Here is a 19,605-nt window from a genome sequence, read left to right as displayed (position 1 = left end):
CAACTGATGACGAGGACGCTGCCCGCCGGTCTGTCCGTGACCGCGCGGGTGCCCGCGTCCAGTGCCAATCTCGGCCCCGGATTCGATTCGCTCGGTATGGCTTTGGGCATCTGTGACGAGATCGAGGTGCGCACTACCGATTCCGGCCTCACCATCCGAGTGGAGGGTGAGGGCGCCGACGATGTGCCATGGGGCCCTTCGCATCTCGTGGTACGTGCGATCGAGCGCGGCCTGGAGGCTGCGGGCGTCTGGGCCGATGGTCTCGATGTGGTGTGCCGCAACGTGATTCCGCATTCGCGCGGTCTCGGTTCATCGGCATCGGCCGTGGTCGGCGGTCTCGCCGCCGGATGTGGTCTGGCCGCGAAACTGGATCCCGCACTGGCCATCGATAGTGCCCAATTGGTGCAGCTGGCCTCGGAATTCGAGGGCCATCCGGATAACGCCGCGGCCAGCGTGCTCGGCGGAATCGTGGTGTCCTGGACCGAAACCGCCGCGGACGCCGCCAATGACGGTGTCGCGGCACCCGATCACGGCCGCGTCTACCGCGCGGTGCGCCTGGATCCGCATCCGGCGCTGCGTCCGGTGGTGCTGATTCCGGATGAACGCTCATCGACCGCGCATACCCGCGGCCTGTTGCCCGAGGTCGTGCCGCACGGCGATGCCGCGTTCAACGTCAGTCGCGCCGCGCTCGCGGTCGTCGCCCTGACACAGCGTCCCGACTTGCTACTGCCCGCGACGGCAGATCGTCTGCACCAGACCCAGCGGGCGCCCGCACTGCCGCTGACCACCACCTGGATCGCTCGGCTGCGGGCGGCCGGTATCGCGGCCACGGTGTCCGGTGCCGGACCCACCGTACTGGCCTTGGGTACCAGCGAATTCCCCGCCGAACTCCGTGATCTCGCCGCCATCGACGGGCTGCGTGTGGTCGAGCCGGGACTTGCGGAAGGTGTCCGAGTCGACTGACGGCGCGTCTGCCTTGCCGAGATTCCAGGTTGCCAGCTATCCTGAGCACGTCCGTACATCGTGCGCATCAGACGCCGGTGCTTCATCAGGGCAATCGCTCCAGCAGGCTCCAGGCTCGAGCCTCCAGGCCATGGGGGTGCTGCGTAGCTGCGCAACTGGAATGATCTCTCCCACCTTTCAGGAACTGGTGGCGAAGCCGCCGGTCCGGCGGGGCAGGTGATACGGCAAAAGCGCCGGTCCGAGCTTTGCGTTCGGCCCTCGCATCCGAGTCCGGCACAACGCCCGGACTGCGGGACGAAACCCTCGAAACGGCACACGGCAGTCGAGGGAAGGAAAGGATTTCCGTGACAGATACGGACCTGCTCGCGACACCCGGGGTGGATTCCAACCCGACGGGGGACCGCGAAAGTGACTCCGGACAGATTTCGAAGATGAGCGAACAAACCGACGTCGCACGATCGGGGCTGACTGGAATGTTGTTGCCGCAGTTGCGCGCGCTCGCGGGGGAGCTCGGTATCCGAGGCACCTCTGGAATGCGCAAAGGCGATTTGATCGCCGCCATCAAGGAAAATCAGGCCGGAAAGTCGGCGAAGCCGGAAAAGTCCGCGCGTGGCGAGGTGAAGTCCGATGCGGATGCCGCCAAGGCGGCGCCGGTAAAGGCCGAGCAGGGCACCCTCGATGTGGCGCCCGCTGCCTCCGCCCCGGCGAAAGAGGCTTCCGCTCCGGCGAAGGAAGCCCCGGCGAAGGACGCTCCCGTTCAGGAGGCCGTCGCGACAGCCGCAGCGCCGAAGTCCGCCGACAAGTCGGCCGAGCCGAAGGCCGAGCAGGCGCAGGCCGAGGCCGCGCCGTCGGAGACCACCGAGGATTCCGGTCGCCAGGCCGGTCAGCGCGGTCGCGGCAGGCAGCGCCGCGGTCGTGACCAGGCGCGCGCCGGCGGCGAGGCCGCTGCGGGCGAGGCCCGTGGTGACGAGCCCAAATCGGACCAGGAGCAGGGCGAACGCCGTCGCGAGCGTGGCCAGGGCGGTGAGCGTGGCCAGGGCGGTGAGCGTGGCCAAGGCGGTGAGCGTGGTCAGGGCGAACGCAGCCAGAACGGCAGTGCCAATGGCGGCCGTGGCGGCGAGGGCGGTGGCCGCAGCGACGCCAGCCGTGGCGGTGACGAGGACGAGGGCGGTCGCGGACGGCGGGGACGTCGCTTCCGGGAACGTCGTCGTGGTCGCGACCGCGAGGGCGGCGCCGGTGGCGGTGAGGCCCGCGAGCTCGAGATCCGCGAGGATGACGTCCTGCAGCCGGTCGCGGGCATCCTCGACGTGCTGGACAACTACGCCTTCGTGCGCACCTCGGGATATCTGGCCGGACCGAACGACGTCTACGTCTCGATGAACCTGGTCCGCAAGAACGGCCTGCGCCGCGGTGACGCGATCACCGGTGCGGTGCGCGCTCCCCGTGACGGTGAGCAGAGCAACCAGCGCCAGAAGTTCGATCCGCTGGTGCGGCTGGACACGGTCAACGGTGGCGAGGTCGAGGCGGCCAAGCGGCGCCCCGAATTCGCCAAGCTCACCCCGCTGTACCCGAACCAGCGCCTGCGGCTGGAGACCCAGCCGAACAAGCTGACCACCCGTGTCATCGACCTGATCATGCCGATCGGCAAGGGCCAGCGCGCCCTGATCGTCTCCCCGCCCAAGGCCGGTAAGACGACGATCATGCAGGACATCGCCAACGCCATCGCCATCAACAACCCCGAGGTCTACCTCATGGTCGTGCTGGTCGACGAGCGTCCGGAAGAGGTCACCGATATGCAGCGTTCGGTGAAGGGTGAGGTCATCGCCTCCACCTTCGACCGGCCGCCGTCAGATCACACCTCGGTCGCCGAACTCGCCATCGAGCGCGCCAAGCGCCTGGTGGAAATGGGTAAAGACGTTGTGGTGCTGCTCGACTCGATCACCCGATTGGGCCGTGCGTACAACAACTCCTCGCCCGCCTCGGGCCGCATCCTCTCCGGTGGTGTCGACTCGACCGCGCTGTACCCGCCCAAGCGGTTCCTCGGCGCGGCGCGCAATATCGAGAACGGCGGCTCGCTGACCATCATCGCGACCGCCATGGTCGAGACCGGTTCCACCGGTGACACGGTGATCTTCGAGGAGTTCAAGGGCACCGGTAACGCCGAGCTCAAGCTGGACCGCAAGATCGCGGAACGGCGCGTATTCCCCGCCGTTGACGTCAACCCGTCCGGTACTCGTAAGGACGAGCTACTGCTGAGCCCCGACGAGGCCGCGGTGCTGCACAAGCTGCGCCGCGTACTGTCCGGCCTGGACTCGCACCAGGCGATCGATCTGCTGATCGACCGCCTGAAGAAGTCCAAGAACAACCTCGAGTTCCTGATGCAGGTCAGCAAGACCGCACCGGGTGCGCTGGACGAGTAGGTCGAGGACCGGTTTCACTGCCGAAGGGGCTCCGTGTACGCGGGGCCCTTTCGGCGTTCTGGGGCTGAAGAAGGCGAGGCCGATGCCTGCCGCGCCCGCGATCATGAAGGCCAGGATGATCGCCGTCGTGACGGCCGGGCTGCCGGTGCTCGCGGCGGTATTGGCCGGATCGAACTGTGCGGCAGTGGGTTTCGCGTACGCATAGGTGTCCGGGCGATCCGGAACGGTAAGCCGGCCGACCGCGACAGTGAGAATCAACGAAACGAAGACCGCCAGCGCAACGCGGCTGTTCACAGGGTTCTCCTTTCTGTCTCGGCACGCCGATGTGCATCATCAGGCCTAAACTCTATGAACAGTGGTGTTCGTATCCACGAGTAGCGCACTACCCGAATTAAGGGTTCCGTAAGAACACGATCAACGCGTGCCACTAGTTCAATGGGCAATGAGAGCTCGGGACTACCTGGGGCGGGAACAAATCCGGGGGCCGGGGGCGTTTTGGGAGGGTAACCACCGTTCTGGCATACTGAACGGCTGTTGCGTCTGCTCTGGTGAGCAGACCTCCCGCCTAGTCGGTTCCGGTTCACGTCCACGTGATTTGCATGGGCGACCCGGCGACCAATATCGAGAGGACACCCATGAAGGCAGGAATTCATCCGGCGTATGTCGAGACCACGGTCGTCTGTGGTTGCGGCAACACCTTCCAGACTCGCAGCACCAAGGAGTCGGGACACATCACCGTCGAAGTTTGCTCGCAGTGCCACCCGTTCTACACCGGCAAGCAGAAGATCCTCGACACCGGTGGTCGCGTGGCCCGCTTCGAGGCTCGCTACGGCAAGCGTGCGGGCAAGAAGGCCGACGCAGACAGCAAGTAGCTTCCTCGCCGACGCCCGGTCCTGCTCAGCAGGCCGGGCGTCGGCGCTTTTATATGGCCGGTACTGGTAAGAGAGGAAGCACCATGACGCAACCGTCCGCGATCGATGACATTCTGGCCGAGCATGCGGGCCTGGAGTTGCAGCTGGCCGATCCGGCGCTGCACAACGATCCGGGCGCCGCACGCCGGGTCGGCAAACGCTTCGCCGAGCTGGCCCCGATCATGGCCACCTACCACAAACTCACCGCCGCGCGCGACGATCTCGCCGCCGCCCAGGAACTCGCGGCCGACGACGCCGCCTTCGCGGCCGAGGTTCCCGATCTGCAGGGCCAGGTCGTCGAGCTGGAGCAGCAGCTGGCCGACCTGCTCGCCCCGCGCGATCCGCACGACGGCGACGATGTGGTGCTCGAGGTCAAATCCGGCGAGGGCGGCGAGGAATCCGCCCTGTTCGCCTCGGATCTGGCCCGCATGTACGTGCGCTATGCCGAGCGGCACGGCTGGAAGGTCGAAATCCTCGGTGTCACCGTCTCGGACCTGGGCGGCTACAAGGATGCGACGCTCTCGATCAAGGGCCGCGACGCCACCAGGGACGGCGTCTGGTCGCGCCTGAAGTTCGAGGGCGGTGTGCACCGCGTCCAGCGCGTTCCGGTCACCGAATCCCAGGGCCGCATCCACACCTCGGCCGCGGGTGTGCTCATCTACCCCGAGCCCGACGAGGTGGAGGAGGTGCAGATCGATGAATCCGATCTGCGCATCGACGTCTACCGTTCCTCCGGTAAGGGCGGCCAGGGCGTCAACACCACCGACTCCGCGGTCCGCATCACCCATCTGCCCTCGGGCATCGTGGTGACCTGCCAGAACGAGCGTTCCCAGCTGCAGAACAAGGCCCGCGCCATGCAGGTGCTCGCGGCTCGGCTGCAGGCATTGGCCGAGGAACAGGCGGATCAAGAGGCCGCGGCGGGCCGGGCCAGTCAGATCCGTACGGTGGACCGCTCCGAGCGCATCCGCACCTACAACTTCCCGGAAAACCGGATCGCCGATCATCGCATCGGTTTCAAGGCGCACAATCTCGACGCAGTGCTGGACGGTGATATGGACGCGCTCCTGGATGCGCTGGGGAAGGCGGATCGCGAAGCGCGCATGGCGGCGGAATAGTCGACGGCATCGGGCCGATGTTGCGGAGAAATCAACCGACTTGGTGACAACATGGGTGACTCACCGGGTACGCCAAGAACGGGGAGTATCGACATCATGTCCGGAACTCGCGTGGCAATGCGCCCAGCCATCAACCAAGCCGTCGAGACTTTGCGCGTCGCGGGCGTGCACAGTCCGCAAGCCGATGCCGAACATCTGGCTGCCCACCTGCTCGGCGTTCAACGGACCCGGTTGGCACTGACACCGCTGGTCACCCCCGAGGTGATCGAGCAGTACCGCGCCCTGGTCGCCCGGCGCGCGGAGCGAATTCCATTGCAGCACTTGACCGGTACCGCCTCGATGGGCGAGATCGATCTCGAGGTCGGTCCCGGCGTTTTCGTCCCGCGTCCGGAGACGGAGTTGCTGTTCGCCTGGGCATTGGCGCAATTGGAGGCGCTGCCGCACGATCACGCGCCGGTCGTCTTCGACCTGTGCACCGGATCCGGCGCACTGGCGCTGGCCATCGCCCAGGCCCGCCCGGATGCGGACGTGCACGCGATCGAGATCGATCCGGCGGCCCTGCAATGGGCACGCCGCAATGCCGACCTGCGCATTGCCGAGGGCGATACTCCGATCACCCTCTACGCCGACGATGTCACCGATCCGGATCTGCTCACCGAGTTCAACGGCAAGGTCGATCTCATCGTCGCCAATCCGCCCTACATTCCCGAAGACGCCGAACTCGATCCCGAAGTCGCCGATCACGACCCGCGTCTGGCCCTCTTCGGCGGCCCGGACGGACTGGACGTCATCCGGCAGATGCTGCCCACCATCACCCGTCTGCTGCGTTCCGGCGGCTCCTGCGCCATCGAACACGACGACACCAACGGCTCCGATCTCGCTGCCCTGCTGGCCGAACAGGGTGATTTCACCGACATCGTCGAGCATCCCGACCTCGCGGATAAGCCCCGTTTCGTCGCCGCGACCCGCACCTGATTCGCCCATCGGCGAGGCGAGTCGAACCGGGGTTCCCCACTTACGCGCAGCGCGACCATTCGACTCGTCGCGGTGACCACCGACCAGAACAGCCCCCGGGATGGTGGCATGGAGTGGCACGCGTGACAGGATGGGGGCCGTGAGTACCGTCTACGACTGCTCGGATGCCGACTCGCGCGCCGCCGGACTGACCGCGGCCACCAGCGCCCTGAAATCCGGACGCCTGGTCGTGCTGCCTACCGACACGCTGTACGGCCTGGCCGCCGACGCATTCGATTCGACCGCGGTGAGCGAACTGCTCGCCGCGAAGCGTCGCGGTCGGGATATGCCGGTACCGGTGCTGGTCGGTTCTTGGCACACGATCGACGGCCTGGTGTTCTCGGTGCGCCCGCAGGCTCGCGAACTGATCCGGGCGTTCTGGCCCGGTGGGCTGAGTCTTGTTGTGCAGCAAGCGCCTTCGCTCGCATGGGACCTCGGCGATACGCGCGGCACGGTCATGCTGCGGATGCCGTTGCATCCGGTCGCGCTGGAACTGCTGCGCGAGGTCGGCCCGCTCGCTGTCTCCAGTGCCAATGTCTCCGGGCAGCCGCCCGCCAAGACCGCCGCCGAGGCGCGCGATCAGCTCGGCGATCTGGTCGGGGTCTACCTCGACGGCGGCCCGGCCGAACACGCCGTCGCCTCCACCATCGTCGATCTCACCGCGGATCAGCCGCGGATCCTGCGCGAGGGCGCGGTATCGGTCGGCGATATCGCCGACGTGCTCGGGATGTCCCCGGAGGCACTGACCAGCGTCGCGACCCGGTGATCTCGGGACACGGTGATCGTATGGCGGATCAGATAATCGGATGATCGGTTCGGGTGCTGTAGTTCCGTTGCGCGAGCTGCTGCTCGTGATTCTCATCTCGGCGACGGTAACCTTTCTCGCGACCGGCGGAATTCGGGTGCTGGCCATCGCATTCGGCGCCGTCGCGGTGCCGCGCGAACGCGATGTGCACGTCAAACCGATTCCGCGGATGGGCGGGGTCGGCATGTACGTCGGGGTGGTCGGGGCCGTCCTGTTCGCGCACCAATTGCCCGCGCTGCGAAGAGGTTTCGATTACGCGCCGGATATTCCGGCGGTGCTGGTCGCGGCCACGATCATCGTGCTCGTCGGCATCGTCGACGACCGGTGGGGCCTGGATGCGCTGACCAAGTTCGCGGGTCAGGTGACCGCCGCCGGTGTGATGGCGGTCATGGGTCTGAGCTGGTACGTCATCTACAACCCGTTCAACGACACGACCGTGGTGTTGGACGCACTCCAGGGCGGTCTGGTCACCGTCGGCATTACCGTCACCATCGTCAATGCCATGAATTTCGTCGACGGACTCGATGGTCTGGCTGCCGGACTCGGCCTGATCTGCGCGGGCGCGGTCTTCGTGTTCACCGTCGGCCTGCTCTACAACCAGGGCGGTTCGGTCGACACATATCCGCCCGCCCTGCTCGCGGCCGCGCTCGCGGGCGCCTGTCTGGGATTTCTGCCACACAACTTTTCGCCCGCACGGATATTCATGGGCGATTCCGGTTCGATGTTGATCGGGCTCATGCTGGCGGCGGTATCGACCGGTGCCTCGGGTCGAATCAATTTGGCGGGCTATGGACCTCGCGACATCGTCGGTCTGCTTTCACCGCTGCTGCTGGTCGGTGCGGTGATGTTCATTCCGGTACTGGATCTGCTGCTGGCGATCGTGCGCCGGGTCCGCGCCGGTGTGAGTTTCTCGACACCGGACAAAATGCACTTGCATCACCGGCTGTTGCAGATCGGACATTCGCACCGCCGCGTTGTCCTGGTGATCTATTTGTGGGTCGGCGTACTGGCGTTCGGGGCCGTCGGCACCTCGCTGATCCATGATCGGCGGATCGTCGTGCTGATGATGGCGGGCGGGCTGGTTTTCGCGCTGGTGGTGACCGCGATACCGGGCCTGCGCCGCAAGGAGCCCGCGGATCCGTAAAGCAAGGTCCGGGTAAAGTTCGGACCGTGAGTGAGCGAAGCGAGCGAACCATAAACCCAGCGTCCGGAGGAACGACGGAGCCGAGCGCCAGCGAGGCGCAGTCGTGAGTCTCACCAATCCGATCCCCGGTCCTGACGCTCCCCTGAAGGCGGCGCTGCGCTACGGCGTGATCGGATTGGCCGTTCTGGTGGTGCTGTCGGTGGCCATCGCCGCCGCGGTGGCCGGTTTGTCCGGACTCTGGGGCGCGCTGCTCGGCGCCGCCATCGGCGGCGGCTTCATCCTCACCACCGCGGCCGTGGTGCTGTTCGGCGCGAAGCTGCCGCCGAGTACCGCTGGCCTGGTCATGTTGGTGAGCTGGGTGGGCAAGCTGCTGGTCGCGATGATCGTGATCGCGGTGCTGCAGCGCTTCGACTTCTACGACCGGATGGCGCTGTTCCTGACGGTGGTCGGGTCCTTGCTCATCGTGCTCGGCGCGGAGACGTATGGCGTTCTGCGGCAGAAGGTTCCGTACGTAAACGTACCGACCGATAGGTCCGATTCACCCTCTGCGCAGCAATAATCGCACCCACCTACACGCTGTCGTAGATAACTTGGTAAAGTGTTGGTAAGCAAGCGACCAAGCAAGGGGGGGATCACCAAGATCCCGCCAAATGGCAGCTATGCTTACTGCCGTGCCGGGCTCCGATGGGTTCCGGTTCTGCATGTCGACGATGTCGCCGACACTACGTACAGACGCCCATGCGGGTTGCCGCACAGCAGCTGACGAATTTCGAGCCGACCTGAGTCGACCCAATTGATCGTCAATGTCCGATCGAACCGCGGGAATGACCGTACCCGCGGCCCGAACACGGGAGAGAACGCTGAGCGTCACCACTTTGGCGGGCGAGTTCCACGCGCCATCGCTGTCCGACTTCTTCCCTCCAGCTGTGCTGTTCGAGGGTACGCCGTTCGAACTCGACCGTTTGATGCTGATCCGGCTGCTGATGACCGCCGTGCTGGTGCTCGTCATGGTGCTGGCATTCCGCAATCCTCGCATCGTCCCGCGCGGCCTGCAGAACATCGCCGAAACCGGTCTGGTGTTCGTCAAGGAACAGATTGCCGAAGAGGTGCTCGGTAAAGAATCCGGTCGCAAGCACCTCCCGTTGATCGCGACGATCTTCTTCGCGGTTCTGTTTCTCAACTTCTCCGGCATCATTCCGGGGCTGAACATCTCGTCGAACGCCCGAATCGGCATGCCGCTGGTGCTGGCCCTCATCGCGTACCTCGCGTTCAACTTCGTGGGTGTCAAGAAGTACGGGTTCGTCACCTATATGCGCAGCAGCATCGTGGTTCCGAATGTTCCGCCAGCTTTGCACGTGTTGTTGATTCCGATCGAGTTCGTCTCGACGTTCATCCTGCGCCCGTTCACGCTGACCGTCCGACTCATGGCCAACATGCTGGCCGGTCACATCATGCTGGTGCTGTTCTTCAGCGCCACCTGGTTCTTCCTGTTCGACGCCGCGGCCTGGATGAAGGTGTTCTCACCGTTCTCGCTGCTCGCCGGACTCGGGTTCACGCTGTTCGAAATGCTGGTCATCTTCCTGCAGGCCTACGTTTTCGCCCTGCTGACCGCCGTTTACATCGGACTCGCACAACACGCTGATTCGCACTGACCGAACACCTACCGGAAACCTGCTACACCACGCCGCCCGGCGGGTGAGCAACAGAAAGGGAAAGTAGACTCATGAGCCTCGCGTACCTGGCCCAGGAAGCGGCAACCTCCACCGAGAAGTTCAAGGGCTTCGGCGCCATCGGCTACGGTCTGGCCGCTATCGGCCCCGGCATCGGTGTGGGCATCGTGGTCGGTAAGGCCATCGAGGGCATCGCTCGTCAGCCCGAGCTGCAGGGCACCATCCGCACCAACATGTTCCTCGGTATCGCGTTCACCGAGGCCCTGGCGCTGATCGGCCTTGTTGCCGGCTTCATCTTCTGAGATAGCCATGAACACGCTTTCTATGCTCGCCGCGGAGACAGGGGAAGACATCAACCCCCTCATCCCCGAGACCTACGACATCGTGTGGTCGGTGGTCTGCATCGCGATCATCGGCGTCATCTTCTACAAGTACGTCATCCCGCGCCTTATCAAGGTGTTGGATGAACGTGCGGACAAGATCGAGGGCGGAATCCAGCGGGCCGAGGTCGCGCAGGAGGAAGCCCAGCTGACGCTGCAGCAGTACCAGCAGCAGTTGGCCGACGCCCGGCTCGAGGCCGCGCGCATCCGTGAGGACGCACGCACCCAGGGCCAGCAGATCCTCGCGCAGATGCGCGCGGAAGCACAGGCCGAAAGCGACCGCATCGTCGCCGCCGGTCACAGCCAGCTGGAAGCTCAACGCCAGCAGATCCTGACCGAGCTGCGCGCCGAAGTTGGCAAAACTGCCGTCGATTTGGCCGAAAAGATTATCGGACAGTCGGTTTCGGACGAAGCTAAGCAGGCGGCATCGATCGACCGGTTCCTCGCCGAACTCGATCAGTCGGATGCCGGCATTGGGGTCGGAAGGTAGCGACGCGAAAGTGAGAAGCATGTACGCAGCGAGCCGCGAGGCAAGCTCCCGGGCACGGGAGGCGCTTCGGGCCGCTCTGACCGGAAGCGACAGTGTTGCGGCCACGACGGGGTCGGAACTGTTCGCCGTTGTCGCCGTGCTGGACGACCAGCGTTCGCTGCGTGTTGCGCTCGCGGACGTGTCGGTTCCCGGCTCGGTGCGCGCCGAACTCAGCGAACGGGTCTTCAGCGGCAAGGTCAGCCCCGCCACCCTGGCGGTGCTGACCACCGCGGTGGCCCAGAACTGGTCGCGCACCGCCGATTTGGTCGACACCCTGGTGTTGCTCGGCCAGGAGGCGCTGCTGGAGTCGGCCGCCGACAGCGGACGGCTCGGGGCGGTCGAGGACGAATTGTTCCGGCTGGCCCGGATCATCGGCGACAACCCCGATCTGGAGCAGGCACTTTCGGATCGCGCGAAGCCCACCGAGGCCAAGCGCGCGCTGATCGAGCGGCTGCTCGCAGGCAAGGCCGAGTCCATCACCCAGACCCTGGCGGACCAGGTGGTCACTCGGTCCAAGACGAGCATCGGCGAAGCGTTCGACGAATTGTCCGATCTCGCCGCCGCTCGGCGCGACCAGATCGTCGCGCATGTGCGCGCCGCGGTCGCGCTGACCGACCAGCAGCGGGACCATCTCGGGGCATCGTTGCAGCGCATCTACGGCAAGCCGGTCACGGTGCACGTGCAGGTCGATTCGAGTCTGCTGACCGGCGTCGTGGTGCGGGTCGGCGACGACCTGATCGACGGCAGCGCCACCGGCCGCTTGGAACGGCTCCGTCGGGCTCTGGCCTGACACCCCACCACCCCCGACATTCAGACCAGACAGCGAGAGCAGGAAGACTATGGCGGAGCTGACGATCTCCACCGATGAGATCCGTAGCGCGATCGAGAGCTACACCCAGAGCTACACCCCGGAAACCTCCATCGAAGAAGTCGGTGTCGTCACCGACACCAGCGACGGCATCGCGCACGTCAGCGGCCTGCCCTCGGCGATGGCCAATGAATTGCTCGAGTTCCCGGGTGGTGTGCTCGGCGTCGCGCTGAACCTCGAGGACCGTGAGATCGGTGCGGTCATCCTCGGTGAGTTCGCGGAAATCGAAGAGGGCCAGCAGGTTCGCCGCACCGGCGACGTGCTCTCGGTCCCTGTCGGTGACAAGTTCCTCGGCCGCGTGGTCAACCCGCTCGGCCAGCCGATCGACGGCCTCGGCGAAATCGAGGCCGAAGAGCAGCGCGTGCTCGAGCTGCAGGCCGCGACCGTGCTGCAGCGTCAGCCGGTCGAGGAGCCGCTGGCCACCGGCATCACCGCCATTGACGCCCTGACCGCCATCGGTCGTGGTCAGCGTCAGCTGATCATCGGCGACCGCAAGACCGGCAAGACCGCGGTCTGCATCGACGCGATCCTGGCGCAGAAGGCGAACTGGGAGACCGGTGACCCGACCAAGCAGGTCCGCTGCATCTACGTCGCGATCGGCCAGAAGGGTTCCACCATCGCGGGTGTGAAGACCGCGCTGGAATCGCATGGTGCGATGGAGTACACCACCATCGTCGCGGCCCCCGCCTCCGACTCCGCTGGCTTCAAATGGCTTGCGCCCTACACCGGTTCGGCCATCGGCCAGCACTGGATGTACCAGGGTAAGCACGTCCTGATCGTGTTCGACGACCTGACCAAGCAGGCCGAGGCGTACCGCGCCATCTCGCTGCTGCTGCGTCGTCCGCCGGGCCGCGAGGCGTACCCGGGTGACGTCTTCTACCTGCACTCGCGTCTGCTGGAGCGTTGCGCGAAGCTGTCCGACGAGATGGGTGCCGGTTCGATGACGGGTCTGCCGATCATCGAGACCAAGGCCAACGACATCTCGGCGTTCATCCCGACCAACGTCATCTCCATCACCGACGGCCAGGTCTTCCTCGAGTCCGACCTGTTCAACAAGGGTGTCCGCCCGGCGATCAACGTCGGTACCTCGGTCTCCCGTGTCGGTGGCGCCGCCCAGACCAAGGGCATGAAGAAGGTCGCCGGTTCGCTGCGTCTGGAAATGGCGCAGTACCGCGAACTGGAGGCGTTCTCCGCCTTCGCCTCCGACCTCGACGCCGCGTCGCTGGCACAGCTGGAGCGCGGTGCGCGCTGGGTCGAGCTGCTCAAGCAGGACCAGTACTCGCCGGTTCCGGTAGAGGACCAGATCGTTTCGATCTTCCTGGTCGACGCTGGTTACTTCGACTCGGTTCCGGTTGCCGACATCCGTCGCTTCAACGCGGAACTGCTCGAGGATCTGCACCGCAGCGCGGCCGACGCCTTCAAGTCCATCGAGGGCGGCAAGGTGCTCGACGCCGAGAACGGTGATGCGATCAAGGCGGCCACCGACAAGTTCAAGCAGAGCTTCCTCGCTTCCGACGGTTCGCGCGTCGTGAACGAGGCTGCCGCAGGTGAGCTCGACCACGAAGAGGTCGAATCGCTGTCGGTGACCCGCAAGCACGTCGAGAAGTAATCGAGCGAGCAATGCGCTATTCGATTCTCACGAATGAACTGAAGGGAGTGTGAACCGCTGATGGCAAGCTTGCGTGAATTGCGCTCCCGCATTCGTGGTGTGAGTTCGATCAAAAAGATCACCAAGGCCCAGGAGCTGATCGCGACCTCGCGAATCTCCAAGGCCCAGGCCAGGGTTGCGGCCGCGAAGCCCTACGCCGAGGAGATCACCAAGGTTCTCAGCGAGTTGGCGAGTGCGTCGACGAGTCTGTCGCACCCGCTGCTGACGGAGCGGGCCAACCCGCGCCGGGCCGCCGTCCTGGTGATCACCAGTGACAGCGGTATGTGTGGTGGCTACAACTCCAACGTGCTCAAGCGCGCCGAGGAGCTCATGGTCACCCTGCGCGGCGAGGGCAAGGAGCCGGTGCTGTACGTGATGGGCAATAAGGGCCTCACGTACTACACCTTCCGCAGTCGGCCGCTGGTCAATGCGTGGACCGGGTTCTCCCAGCAGCCGAAGTACAACGATGCCTCGGCCGCGTGCCATCACCTCGTGGACGCCTTCATGGCGGGCTCCGAGGGTGAGGTGCCGGCTCCGAACGGGACCGGCAATATCGAGGGCGTCGACGAGTTGCACATCGTGTACACCCGTTTCGTCTCGATGCTGACCCAGAACCCGGAGGTGCGCCGCCTGGCGCCGATCCAGGTCAGCTTCGTCGATGAGAACTTCGAACTGGGTGAGGACTCCTTCTCCGACGGGGTCGCCCCCGCCGAGTTGACGGCGCAGTACGAGTTCGAGCCCGATGCCGATGTGCTGCTGGCGGCGCTGCTGCCCAAGTACATCAACACCCGCATCTACTCATCGTTGCTCGAGGCAGCGGCATCCGAGTCCGCGGCTCGGCGCACCGCAATGAAGGCAGCCACCGACAACGCCAACGAACTGGCCAATGTGCTTACCCGGCAGGCGAATTCGGTGCGGCAGGCCCAGATCACGCAGGAAATCAGCGAAATCGTCGGCGGCGTGAACGCGCTGGCTTCGAGCTCCGACCGCGACTAAGCAGCCAGCGGCCTGAGGTCAGGGCCCGGAGGCGGAAGCGCAGCGTAACCACGTAGGGCCCCCGAAGGCCGCAAATTAGACACGGAAGAGAACCAACTAATGACCGCAGCTGTCACTCAAGAGAGCCGGACGGGCGCGAAAACAGGTCGCGTCGTCCGCGTCATCGGCCCCGTCGTGGACGTCGAGTTCCCGCGGGGTTCGATCCCTGAGCTGTTCAACGCTCTGCACGCCGAGATCACCCTGACCTCGGTGGCCAAGACCCTGACCCTCGAGGTCGCCCAGCACCTCGGTGACAACATCGTGCGCACCATCTCGATGCAGCCCACCGACGGTCTGGTCCGTGGCGCCACCGTCACCGACACCGGCAAGCCGATTTCGGTGCCCGTCGGTGACGTCGTCAAGGGCCATGTCTTCAACGCTCTCGGCGATTGCCTCGACGCGCCGGGTACCGGCCGCGACGGCGAGCAGTGGGGCATCCACCGCAAGCCCCCGTCATTCGACCAGCTCGAGGGTAAGACCGAGATCCTGGAGACGGGCATCAAGGTCATCGACCTGCTGACCCCGTACGTGAAGGGCGGCAAGATCGGTCTGTTCGGTGGTGCCGGTGTCGGTAAGACCGTGCTGATCCAGGAGATGATCACCCGTATCGCGCGTGAGTTCTCCGGTACGTCCGTGTTCGCGGGCGTCGGTGAGCGCACCCGTGAGGGCACCGACCTGCACCTGGAAATGGAAGAGATGGGCGTCCTCCAGGACACCGCCCTCGTCTTCGGCCAGATGGACGAGCCGCCGGGCACCCGTATGCGCGTCGCCCTCTCGGCCCTCACCATGGCCGAGTACTTCCGCGACGTGCAGCACCAGGACGTGCTGCTGTTCATCGACAACATCTTCCGGTTCACCCAGGCCGGTTCCGAGGTGTCGACCCTGCTCGGCCGCATGCCCTCGGCCGTCGGTTACCAGCCGACGCTGGCCGACGAGATGGGTGAGCTGCAGGAGCGCATCACCTCGACCCGCGGTCGGTCCATCACCTCGCTGCAGGCCATCTACGTGCCCGCCGACGACTACACCGACCCGGCCCCGGCGACCACCTTCGCCCACCTCGACGCGACGACCGAGCTTTCCCGCCCGATCTCGCAGAAGGGCATCTACCCGGCCGTCGACCCGCTGACCTCGACCTCCCGCATCCTGGAGGCCTCGATCGTCGGTGCGGAGCACTTCCGGGTCGCCAACGAGGTGAAGCGGATCCTGCAGAAGTACAAGGAACTGCAGGACATCATCGCCATCCTCGGCATGGACGAGCTCTCCGAAGAGGACAAGGTCCTCGTGGGCCGGGCCCGTCGTCTGGAGAAGTTCCTCGGCCAGAACTTCATCGTGGCCGAGAAGTTCACCGGCCAGCCGGGTTCCGTGGTGCCGCTGACCGACACCATCGAGGCGTTCGACCGCGTCTGCAAGGGTGAGTTCGACCACTTCCCGGAGCAGGCGTTCAACTCCTGCGGTGGTCTCGACGACGTCGAGGCGGCCGCGAAGAAGATCGCCGGAAAGTAGTCATCCATGTCGGAGATGTCAGTTGATCTCGTCGCCGTCGAGCGTTTGCTCTGGTCCGGCCAGGCGACGTTCGTCAGCGCGCAGACCACCGAGGGCCAGATCGGCATCCTGGCGGGCCATGAGCCGCTGCTCGGCCAGCTGATCGAAGGCGGCATCGTGAGCATCGTGCCCACCGAGGGTGAGCGGATCACCGCGGCGGTACACGGTGGATTCTTCTCGGTGACCGCGACCTCGGTCCGGGTGCTGGCCGAGTCCGCGGAGTTCGCCGACGAGATCGACGTCGAGGCGGCCCGTCGGGTGCTGGCCGACGCCGAGGCGAGCGTGGAAGCGAAGTTGGCGGCCGAGGGTCAGGTGCGCGCGGTCGAGGCAAACGCGAACGCGTAAGCACCGCATCGGGATTGCGTTCGCCACTGTCGGCGGTGAAGTTGTCTTCGCCGCCGACAGTGGCGTTTCCGGGTCCGATCCTGCAAAGACAAGGCCCGGCCATTTGTAAACTCGGGACCGTGGTTGAATGACCGAACGGCGGTGTGCGCTCCGGCCCGGAGGCGGTAGCTTTGCGTAACCACGGGGAGGGCCCGCGAATACCGCGATCGGACACTGTGTCGTCGGTACGGCGGCGAAGCGAAGGGACGAACAGCATTGCAGACCGGGATGGTTCTCCTGATCATTCTGGTGCTCACGCTCGTTCTCTTGGCCCTCGCTTCGACCTATCGGCTGATCATGTTGCGCCGCGGCGGAACTGCCGCGATCTTGCGCGTGCTGCCCGCGCGTGGCGGCCAGGGCTGGCGGCACGGCCTGATTCGATACGACGAGGATCGGCTCGTCTTCTACAAACTTTCCAGCCTCAAGCTGGGCCCCGATTCCACCATTCGACGCCAGGGCATCGAGATCGGTGATCGGCGCGGTCCGCGCGGTGATGAATACGACATCATGACCGACGAGATCGCGGTGACCGCGGTCTCGGACAATGACGGCAATTACGAACTGGCCCTGGACCGCGGCTCATTGGCGGCCTTCCTGTCCTGGGTGGAATCCCGACCGTCGGATCGCACCCGGCGTCTGCCCGGCCTCTAGACGAAATCTGCTAGCCGAAACTGTGGGTGTGTTCGCAGCGATAGGGTGGCCGTGTGAGTGTGCACCTGACGCGGATCTACACGCGGACCGGCGACGATGGGACGACGGGTCTCAGCGACTTTTCCCGGGTGGCCAAGACGGATCCGCGGCTGATCGCCTATGCGGATTGTGACGAGACGAATGCCGCCATTGGCGTGGCCATCGCGCTCGGTGCACCCGCGCCGGAGTTGCTGAAGGCACTGCGGCAGGTGCAGAACGATCTGTTCGACGCGGGTGCGGATCTGTCGACCCCGGTGGTCGCGGAGCCGAAGTACCCGCCGCTGCGCGTCACCCAGCCCTATATCGACCGCCTCGAAGCCTGGTGTGATGAGTTCAACGCCGAACTGCCGGCGTTGAATTCGTTCATTCTGCCCGGCGGCACCCCATTGGCGGCCCTGCTGCACACCGCTCGTACGGTTGCGCGCCGCGCGGAGCGTTCCGCTTGGGCCGCGATCGAGGCGCATCCGGACGATACGAATATCCTTCCGGCGAAGTACCTGAACCGCCTCTCCGACTTGCTGTTCATCCTGAGCCGAGTCGCCAACCCGGGCGGCGATGTGCTGTGGAAGCCTGGTGGGGAGCAGACATCGGACTGAACGACCGACGAGATTTCATCATCCGAATCCCCGCACGACTGATCTGGTGTAGACGTGGGTAACTTCTTGGGAGACCCGGGACACAGCCCGCGACCGACCGTCCGGCGCCCAACACGCTCGCAAAAAGTTGCTGGACACTCGGGAAGTCCGACCAGCTACCTGGAGATAACCCCGGCACCGCTACCAGCGGCCCGCAACGCAACTATCCTTTGCACCAATAGTGCGCCGAATACGCGGAGAGGCGGCATGGAACGGTTTTTGGTTACTGGCGGGAATCGACTCGTCGGTGAGGTCGCGGTCGGGGGTGCGAAGAACAGCGTCCTCAAGTTGATGGCGGCTGCCTTGCTGGCCGAGGGCACGACCACCATTACGAACTGCCCGGACATCCTCGATGTGCCGTTGATGGGTGATGTGCTGCGCGGCCTCGGCTGCGATGTCGCTATCGATGGTTCGGTCGTCACGATCAACACGCCCACGGAGCCGAAGTACCACGCGGATTTTCCGGCCGTCACGCAGTTCCGCGCGTCCGTCTGCGTGCTCGGTCCGCTGATGGCTCGCTGCAAGCGGGCGGTCGTCGCACTGCCGGGCGGCGACGCGATCGGTTCGCGCCCGTTGGATATGCATCAGGCTGGTCTGCGCCTGCTCGGCGCGACCAGCGAAATCGAGCACGGTTGTGTGGTCGCGCGCGCGGAGGAACTGCAGGGCGCGCGGATCAGGCTGGACTTCCCTTCGGTGGGTGCGACCGAGAACATCCTCATGGCGGCCGTACTGGCCGAGGGCGAAACGGTCATCGATAACGCCGCACGCGAACCCGACATCGTCGATCTCTGCAACATGCTCGTGCGGATGGGTGCGCGGATCAGTGGGGCGGGTACGTCGGTGCTCACCATTCAGGGTGTCGAGCGTCTCGAACCAACGACGCACCGGGTGATCGGTGATCGGATCGTGGCGGCGACCTGGGGGATCGCCGCGGCGATGACCATGGGCGATGTCCGCGTCACCGGGGTGAATCCCAAGCACTTGTCCCTCGTTTTGGACAAGCTGCGCTCGGCGGGTGCGCGCATTTCGTTCGAACCGGACGGTTTCCGGGTGATTCAGGCCGATCGGCCGCGCGCGGTCAATTTCTCGACGCTGCCGTTTCCCGGATTCCCGACCGATCTGCAGCCGATGGCTATCGGTCTCGCGGCGATTGCTGACGGCACCTCGATGATCACCGAGAACATCTTCGAGGCGCGCTTCCGTTTCGTGGAGGAGATGATCCGGCTGGGTGCCGATGCCCGGACCGATGGACATCATGCGGTGGTACGCGGAATTCCGCGGTTGTCGAGTGCGCCGGTGTGGTCGTCGGATATTCGCGCCGGTGCCGGATTGGTACTCGCCGGTCTGGTTGCCGATGGCACCACCGAAGTGCACGACGTCTTCCACATCGACCGCGGCTACCCGAAATTCGTTGAGCAGCTGCAGGCATTGGGTGGTCGGGTGGAGCGGGTCGGCGCCGCGGATTGATCATGTGAACGGCAGGCGACGATCTCGTTTCGTCGAAAACCGTTCCTGACCAGGCGATTTGACATCATGCACGCCGACACGTAACTTTATTCGAGTCAGAGCGACACGGACACCGACCCGGGGCCGACGCGCTGAGCCGAAAGGCTGAGCAAAGGACCAGGGAAACGAGGTAGGACGTAGAGCGCCTGACGATCACACTAGCTCGAACGAGACCCCGATTTTGATTCGGGTTCCCGACTGAGCTAAGCTTGATAAGTTGCCTCACCGATCGACCGGGGTCAAACCCGCGAGATGGTTTGTGCGTGTGTTCTTTGAGAACTCAATAGTGTGTCGATGAATGTCAGTGCCAAATATTATTTTGGTTCCGGCTCCTCATACCCCCGTG

The 19,605-nt window shown here is 65.1% G+C and carries 20 protein-coding genes; all 20 read left to right on the top strand.

The window, feature by feature from the left end:
* Nucleotides 1–6 precede the first annotated feature (6 nt).
* Entirely contained in the window at nucleotides 7–963 is a 957-nt protein-coding gene (gene thrB / locus ACQP2D_RS37405; RefSeq protein WP_433680631.1) for a homoserine kinase, read from the top strand.
* Nucleotides 964–1,307: 344 nt separating this feature from the next.
* The gene (gene rho / locus ACQP2D_RS37400; protein WP_433680630.1) at nucleotides 1,308–3,383 is read left to right on the top strand and encodes a transcription termination factor Rho; all 2,076 of its coding nucleotides are present in this window, start codon (nucleotides 1,308–1,310) and stop codon (nucleotides 3,381–3,383) included.
* 82 nt (nucleotides 3,384–3,465) lie between these two features.
* Nucleotides 3,466–3,588 carry a hypothetical protein gene (locus ACQP2D_RS37395; protein ID WP_433680629.1) on the top strand — a complete coding sequence of 41 codons (123 nt, stop codon included), beginning with the start codon at nucleotides 3,466–3,468 and terminating at the stop codon, nucleotides 3,586–3,588.
* 430 nt (nucleotides 3,589–4,018) lie between these two features.
* On the top strand, nucleotides 4,019–4,255 hold the full coding sequence (gene rpmE / locus ACQP2D_RS37390; RefSeq protein WP_354953468.1) for a 50S ribosomal protein L31: 237 nt from the start codon (nucleotides 4,019–4,021) through the stop codon (nucleotides 4,253–4,255).
* A gap of 83 nt (nucleotides 4,256–4,338) precedes the next feature.
* A complete protein-coding gene (gene prfA / locus ACQP2D_RS37385) occupies nucleotides 4,339–5,409 on the top strand; it encodes a peptide chain release factor 1 (protein ID WP_433680628.1) in 1,071 nt (356 codons plus the stop codon).
* 96 nt (nucleotides 5,410–5,505) lie between these two features.
* Nucleotides 5,506–6,384, top strand: coding sequence for a peptide chain release factor N(5)-glutamine methyltransferase (gene prmC / locus ACQP2D_RS37380; RefSeq protein ID WP_433680627.1), 879 nt, complete (start codon nucleotides 5,506–5,508; stop codon nucleotides 6,382–6,384).
* A 139-nt stretch (nucleotides 6,385–6,523) separates the two neighbouring features.
* A complete protein-coding gene (locus tag ACQP2D_RS37375) occupies nucleotides 6,524–7,189 on the top strand; it encodes an L-threonylcarbamoyladenylate synthase (protein ID WP_433680626.1) in 666 nt (221 codons plus the stop codon).
* Nucleotides 7,190–7,229: 40 nt separating this feature from the next.
* A complete protein-coding gene (locus tag ACQP2D_RS37370) occupies nucleotides 7,230–8,372 on the top strand; it encodes a glycosyltransferase family 4 protein (RefSeq protein WP_433680625.1) in 1,143 nt (380 codons plus the stop codon).
* A 103-nt stretch (nucleotides 8,373–8,475) separates the two neighbouring features.
* Nucleotides 8,476–8,931: a hypothetical protein gene (locus tag ACQP2D_RS37365; protein WP_433680624.1), complete on the top strand. Its 456-nt coding sequence runs from the start codon at nucleotides 8,476–8,478 to the stop codon at nucleotides 8,929–8,931.
* 244 nt (nucleotides 8,932–9,175) lie between these two features.
* Nucleotides 9,176–10,024 carry a F0F1 ATP synthase subunit A gene (gene atpB, locus ACQP2D_RS37360; RefSeq protein ID WP_433680623.1) on the top strand — a complete coding sequence of 283 codons (849 nt, stop codon included), beginning with the start codon at nucleotides 9,176–9,178 and terminating at the stop codon, nucleotides 10,022–10,024.
* Between the two features lie 71 nt (nucleotides 10,025–10,095).
* Nucleotides 10,096–10,344, top strand: a complete 249-nt coding sequence (locus tag ACQP2D_RS37355) for an ATP synthase F0 subunit C (protein ID WP_433194966.1) — start codon at nucleotides 10,096–10,098, stop codon at nucleotides 10,342–10,344.
* A gap of 7 nt (nucleotides 10,345–10,351) precedes the next feature.
* Entirely contained in the window at nucleotides 10,352–10,912 is a 561-nt protein-coding gene (locus ACQP2D_RS37350; RefSeq protein ID WP_433680622.1) for a F0F1 ATP synthase subunit B, read from the top strand.
* Between the two features lie 19 nt (nucleotides 10,913–10,931).
* On the top strand, nucleotides 10,932–11,741 hold the full coding sequence (locus ACQP2D_RS37345; protein ID WP_433680621.1) for a F0F1 ATP synthase subunit delta: 810 nt from the start codon (nucleotides 10,932–10,934) through the stop codon (nucleotides 11,739–11,741).
* Nucleotides 11,742–11,790: 49 nt separating this feature from the next.
* Complete coding sequence (atpA, locus tag ACQP2D_RS37340) at nucleotides 11,791–13,428, top strand: F0F1 ATP synthase subunit alpha (RefSeq protein ID WP_433680620.1); 1,638 nt, start codon at nucleotides 11,791–11,793, stop codon at nucleotides 13,426–13,428.
* 60 nt (nucleotides 13,429–13,488) lie between these two features.
* A complete protein-coding gene (locus tag ACQP2D_RS37335; protein WP_433680619.1) occupies nucleotides 13,489–14,463 on the top strand; it encodes a F0F1 ATP synthase subunit gamma in 975 nt (324 codons plus the stop codon).
* A 99-nt stretch (nucleotides 14,464–14,562) separates the two neighbouring features.
* Nucleotides 14,563–16,005 (top strand): F0F1 ATP synthase subunit beta, encoded by a 1,443-nt coding sequence (gene atpD, locus ACQP2D_RS37330; protein WP_397031964.1) that lies wholly within the window; start codon nucleotides 14,563–14,565, stop codon nucleotides 16,003–16,005.
* 6 nt (nucleotides 16,006–16,011) lie between these two features.
* Nucleotides 16,012–16,389 (top strand): F0F1 ATP synthase subunit epsilon, encoded by a 378-nt coding sequence (locus ACQP2D_RS37325; protein ID WP_433680618.1) that lies wholly within the window; start codon nucleotides 16,012–16,014, stop codon nucleotides 16,387–16,389.
* Between the two features lie 267 nt (nucleotides 16,390–16,656).
* A complete protein-coding gene (locus ACQP2D_RS37320) occupies nucleotides 16,657–17,079 on the top strand; it encodes a DUF2550 domain-containing protein (RefSeq protein ID WP_040687141.1) in 423 nt (140 codons plus the stop codon).
* Between the two features lie 53 nt (nucleotides 17,080–17,132).
* The gene (locus tag ACQP2D_RS37315; protein ID WP_433680617.1) at nucleotides 17,133–17,714 is read left to right on the top strand and encodes a cob(I)yrinic acid a,c-diamide adenosyltransferase; all 582 of its coding nucleotides are present in this window, start codon (nucleotides 17,133–17,135) and stop codon (nucleotides 17,712–17,714) included.
* Between the two features lie 246 nt (nucleotides 17,715–17,960).
* Nucleotides 17,961–19,220 (top strand): UDP-N-acetylglucosamine 1-carboxyvinyltransferase, encoded by a 1,260-nt coding sequence (gene murA / locus ACQP2D_RS37310; RefSeq protein WP_433680616.1) that lies wholly within the window; start codon nucleotides 17,961–17,963, stop codon nucleotides 19,218–19,220.
* Nucleotides 19,221–19,605 lie beyond the last annotated feature (385 nt).

The organism is Nocardia sp. CA-119907, assembly GCF_050955995.1.
Lineage (GTDB): Bacteria > Actinomycetota > Actinomycetes > Mycobacteriales > Mycobacteriaceae > Nocardia.
This window is presented reverse-complemented; position numbering and strand designations above follow the sequence as displayed.

Coding starts and splice junctions, on each gene's coding strand:
- prmC (WP_433680627.1), top strand. CDS start 5,506: ATGTCCGGAACTCGCGTGGCAATGCGCCCAGCCATCAACCAAGCCGTC.
- ACQP2D_RS37325 (WP_433680618.1), top strand. CDS start 16,012: ATGTCGGAGATGTCAGTTGATCTCGTCGCCGTCGAGCGTTTGCTCTGG.
- ACQP2D_RS37395 (WP_433680629.1), top strand. CDS start 3,466: ATGCCTGCCGCGCCCGCGATCATGAAGGCCAGGATGATCGCCGTCGTG.
- murA (WP_433680616.1), top strand. CDS start 17,961: ATGGAACGGTTTTTGGTTACTGGCGGGAATCGACTCGTCGGTGAGGTC.
- ACQP2D_RS37355 (WP_433194966.1), top strand. CDS start 10,096: ATGAGCCTCGCGTACCTGGCCCAGGAAGCGGCAACCTCCACCGAGAAG.
- ACQP2D_RS37335 (WP_433680619.1), top strand. CDS start 13,489: ATGGCAAGCTTGCGTGAATTGCGCTCCCGCATTCGTGGTGTGAGTTCG.
- atpD (WP_397031964.1), top strand. CDS start 14,563: ATGACCGCAGCTGTCACTCAAGAGAGCCGGACGGGCGCGAAAACAGGT.
- thrB (WP_433680631.1), top strand. CDS start 7: ATGACGAGGACGCTGCCCGCCGGTCTGTCCGTGACCGCGCGGGTGCCC.
- ACQP2D_RS37370 (WP_433680625.1), top strand. CDS start 7,230: ATGATCGGTTCGGGTGCTGTAGTTCCGTTGCGCGAGCTGCTGCTCGTG.
- ACQP2D_RS37345 (WP_433680621.1), top strand. CDS start 10,932: ATGTACGCAGCGAGCCGCGAGGCAAGCTCCCGGGCACGGGAGGCGCTT.
- ACQP2D_RS37320 (WP_040687141.1), top strand. CDS start 16,657: ATGGTTCTCCTGATCATTCTGGTGCTCACGCTCGTTCTCTTGGCCCTC.
- atpA (WP_433680620.1), top strand. CDS start 11,791: ATGGCGGAGCTGACGATCTCCACCGATGAGATCCGTAGCGCGATCGAG.
- prfA (WP_433680628.1), top strand. CDS start 4,339: ATGACGCAACCGTCCGCGATCGATGACATTCTGGCCGAGCATGCGGGC.
- atpB (WP_433680623.1), top strand. CDS start 9,176: ATGTCCGATCGAACCGCGGGAATGACCGTACCCGCGGCCCGAACACGG.
- ACQP2D_RS37350 (WP_433680622.1), top strand. CDS start 10,352: ATGAACACGCTTTCTATGCTCGCCGCGGAGACAGGGGAAGACATCAAC.
- rpmE (WP_354953468.1), top strand. CDS start 4,019: ATGAAGGCAGGAATTCATCCGGCGTATGTCGAGACCACGGTCGTCTGT.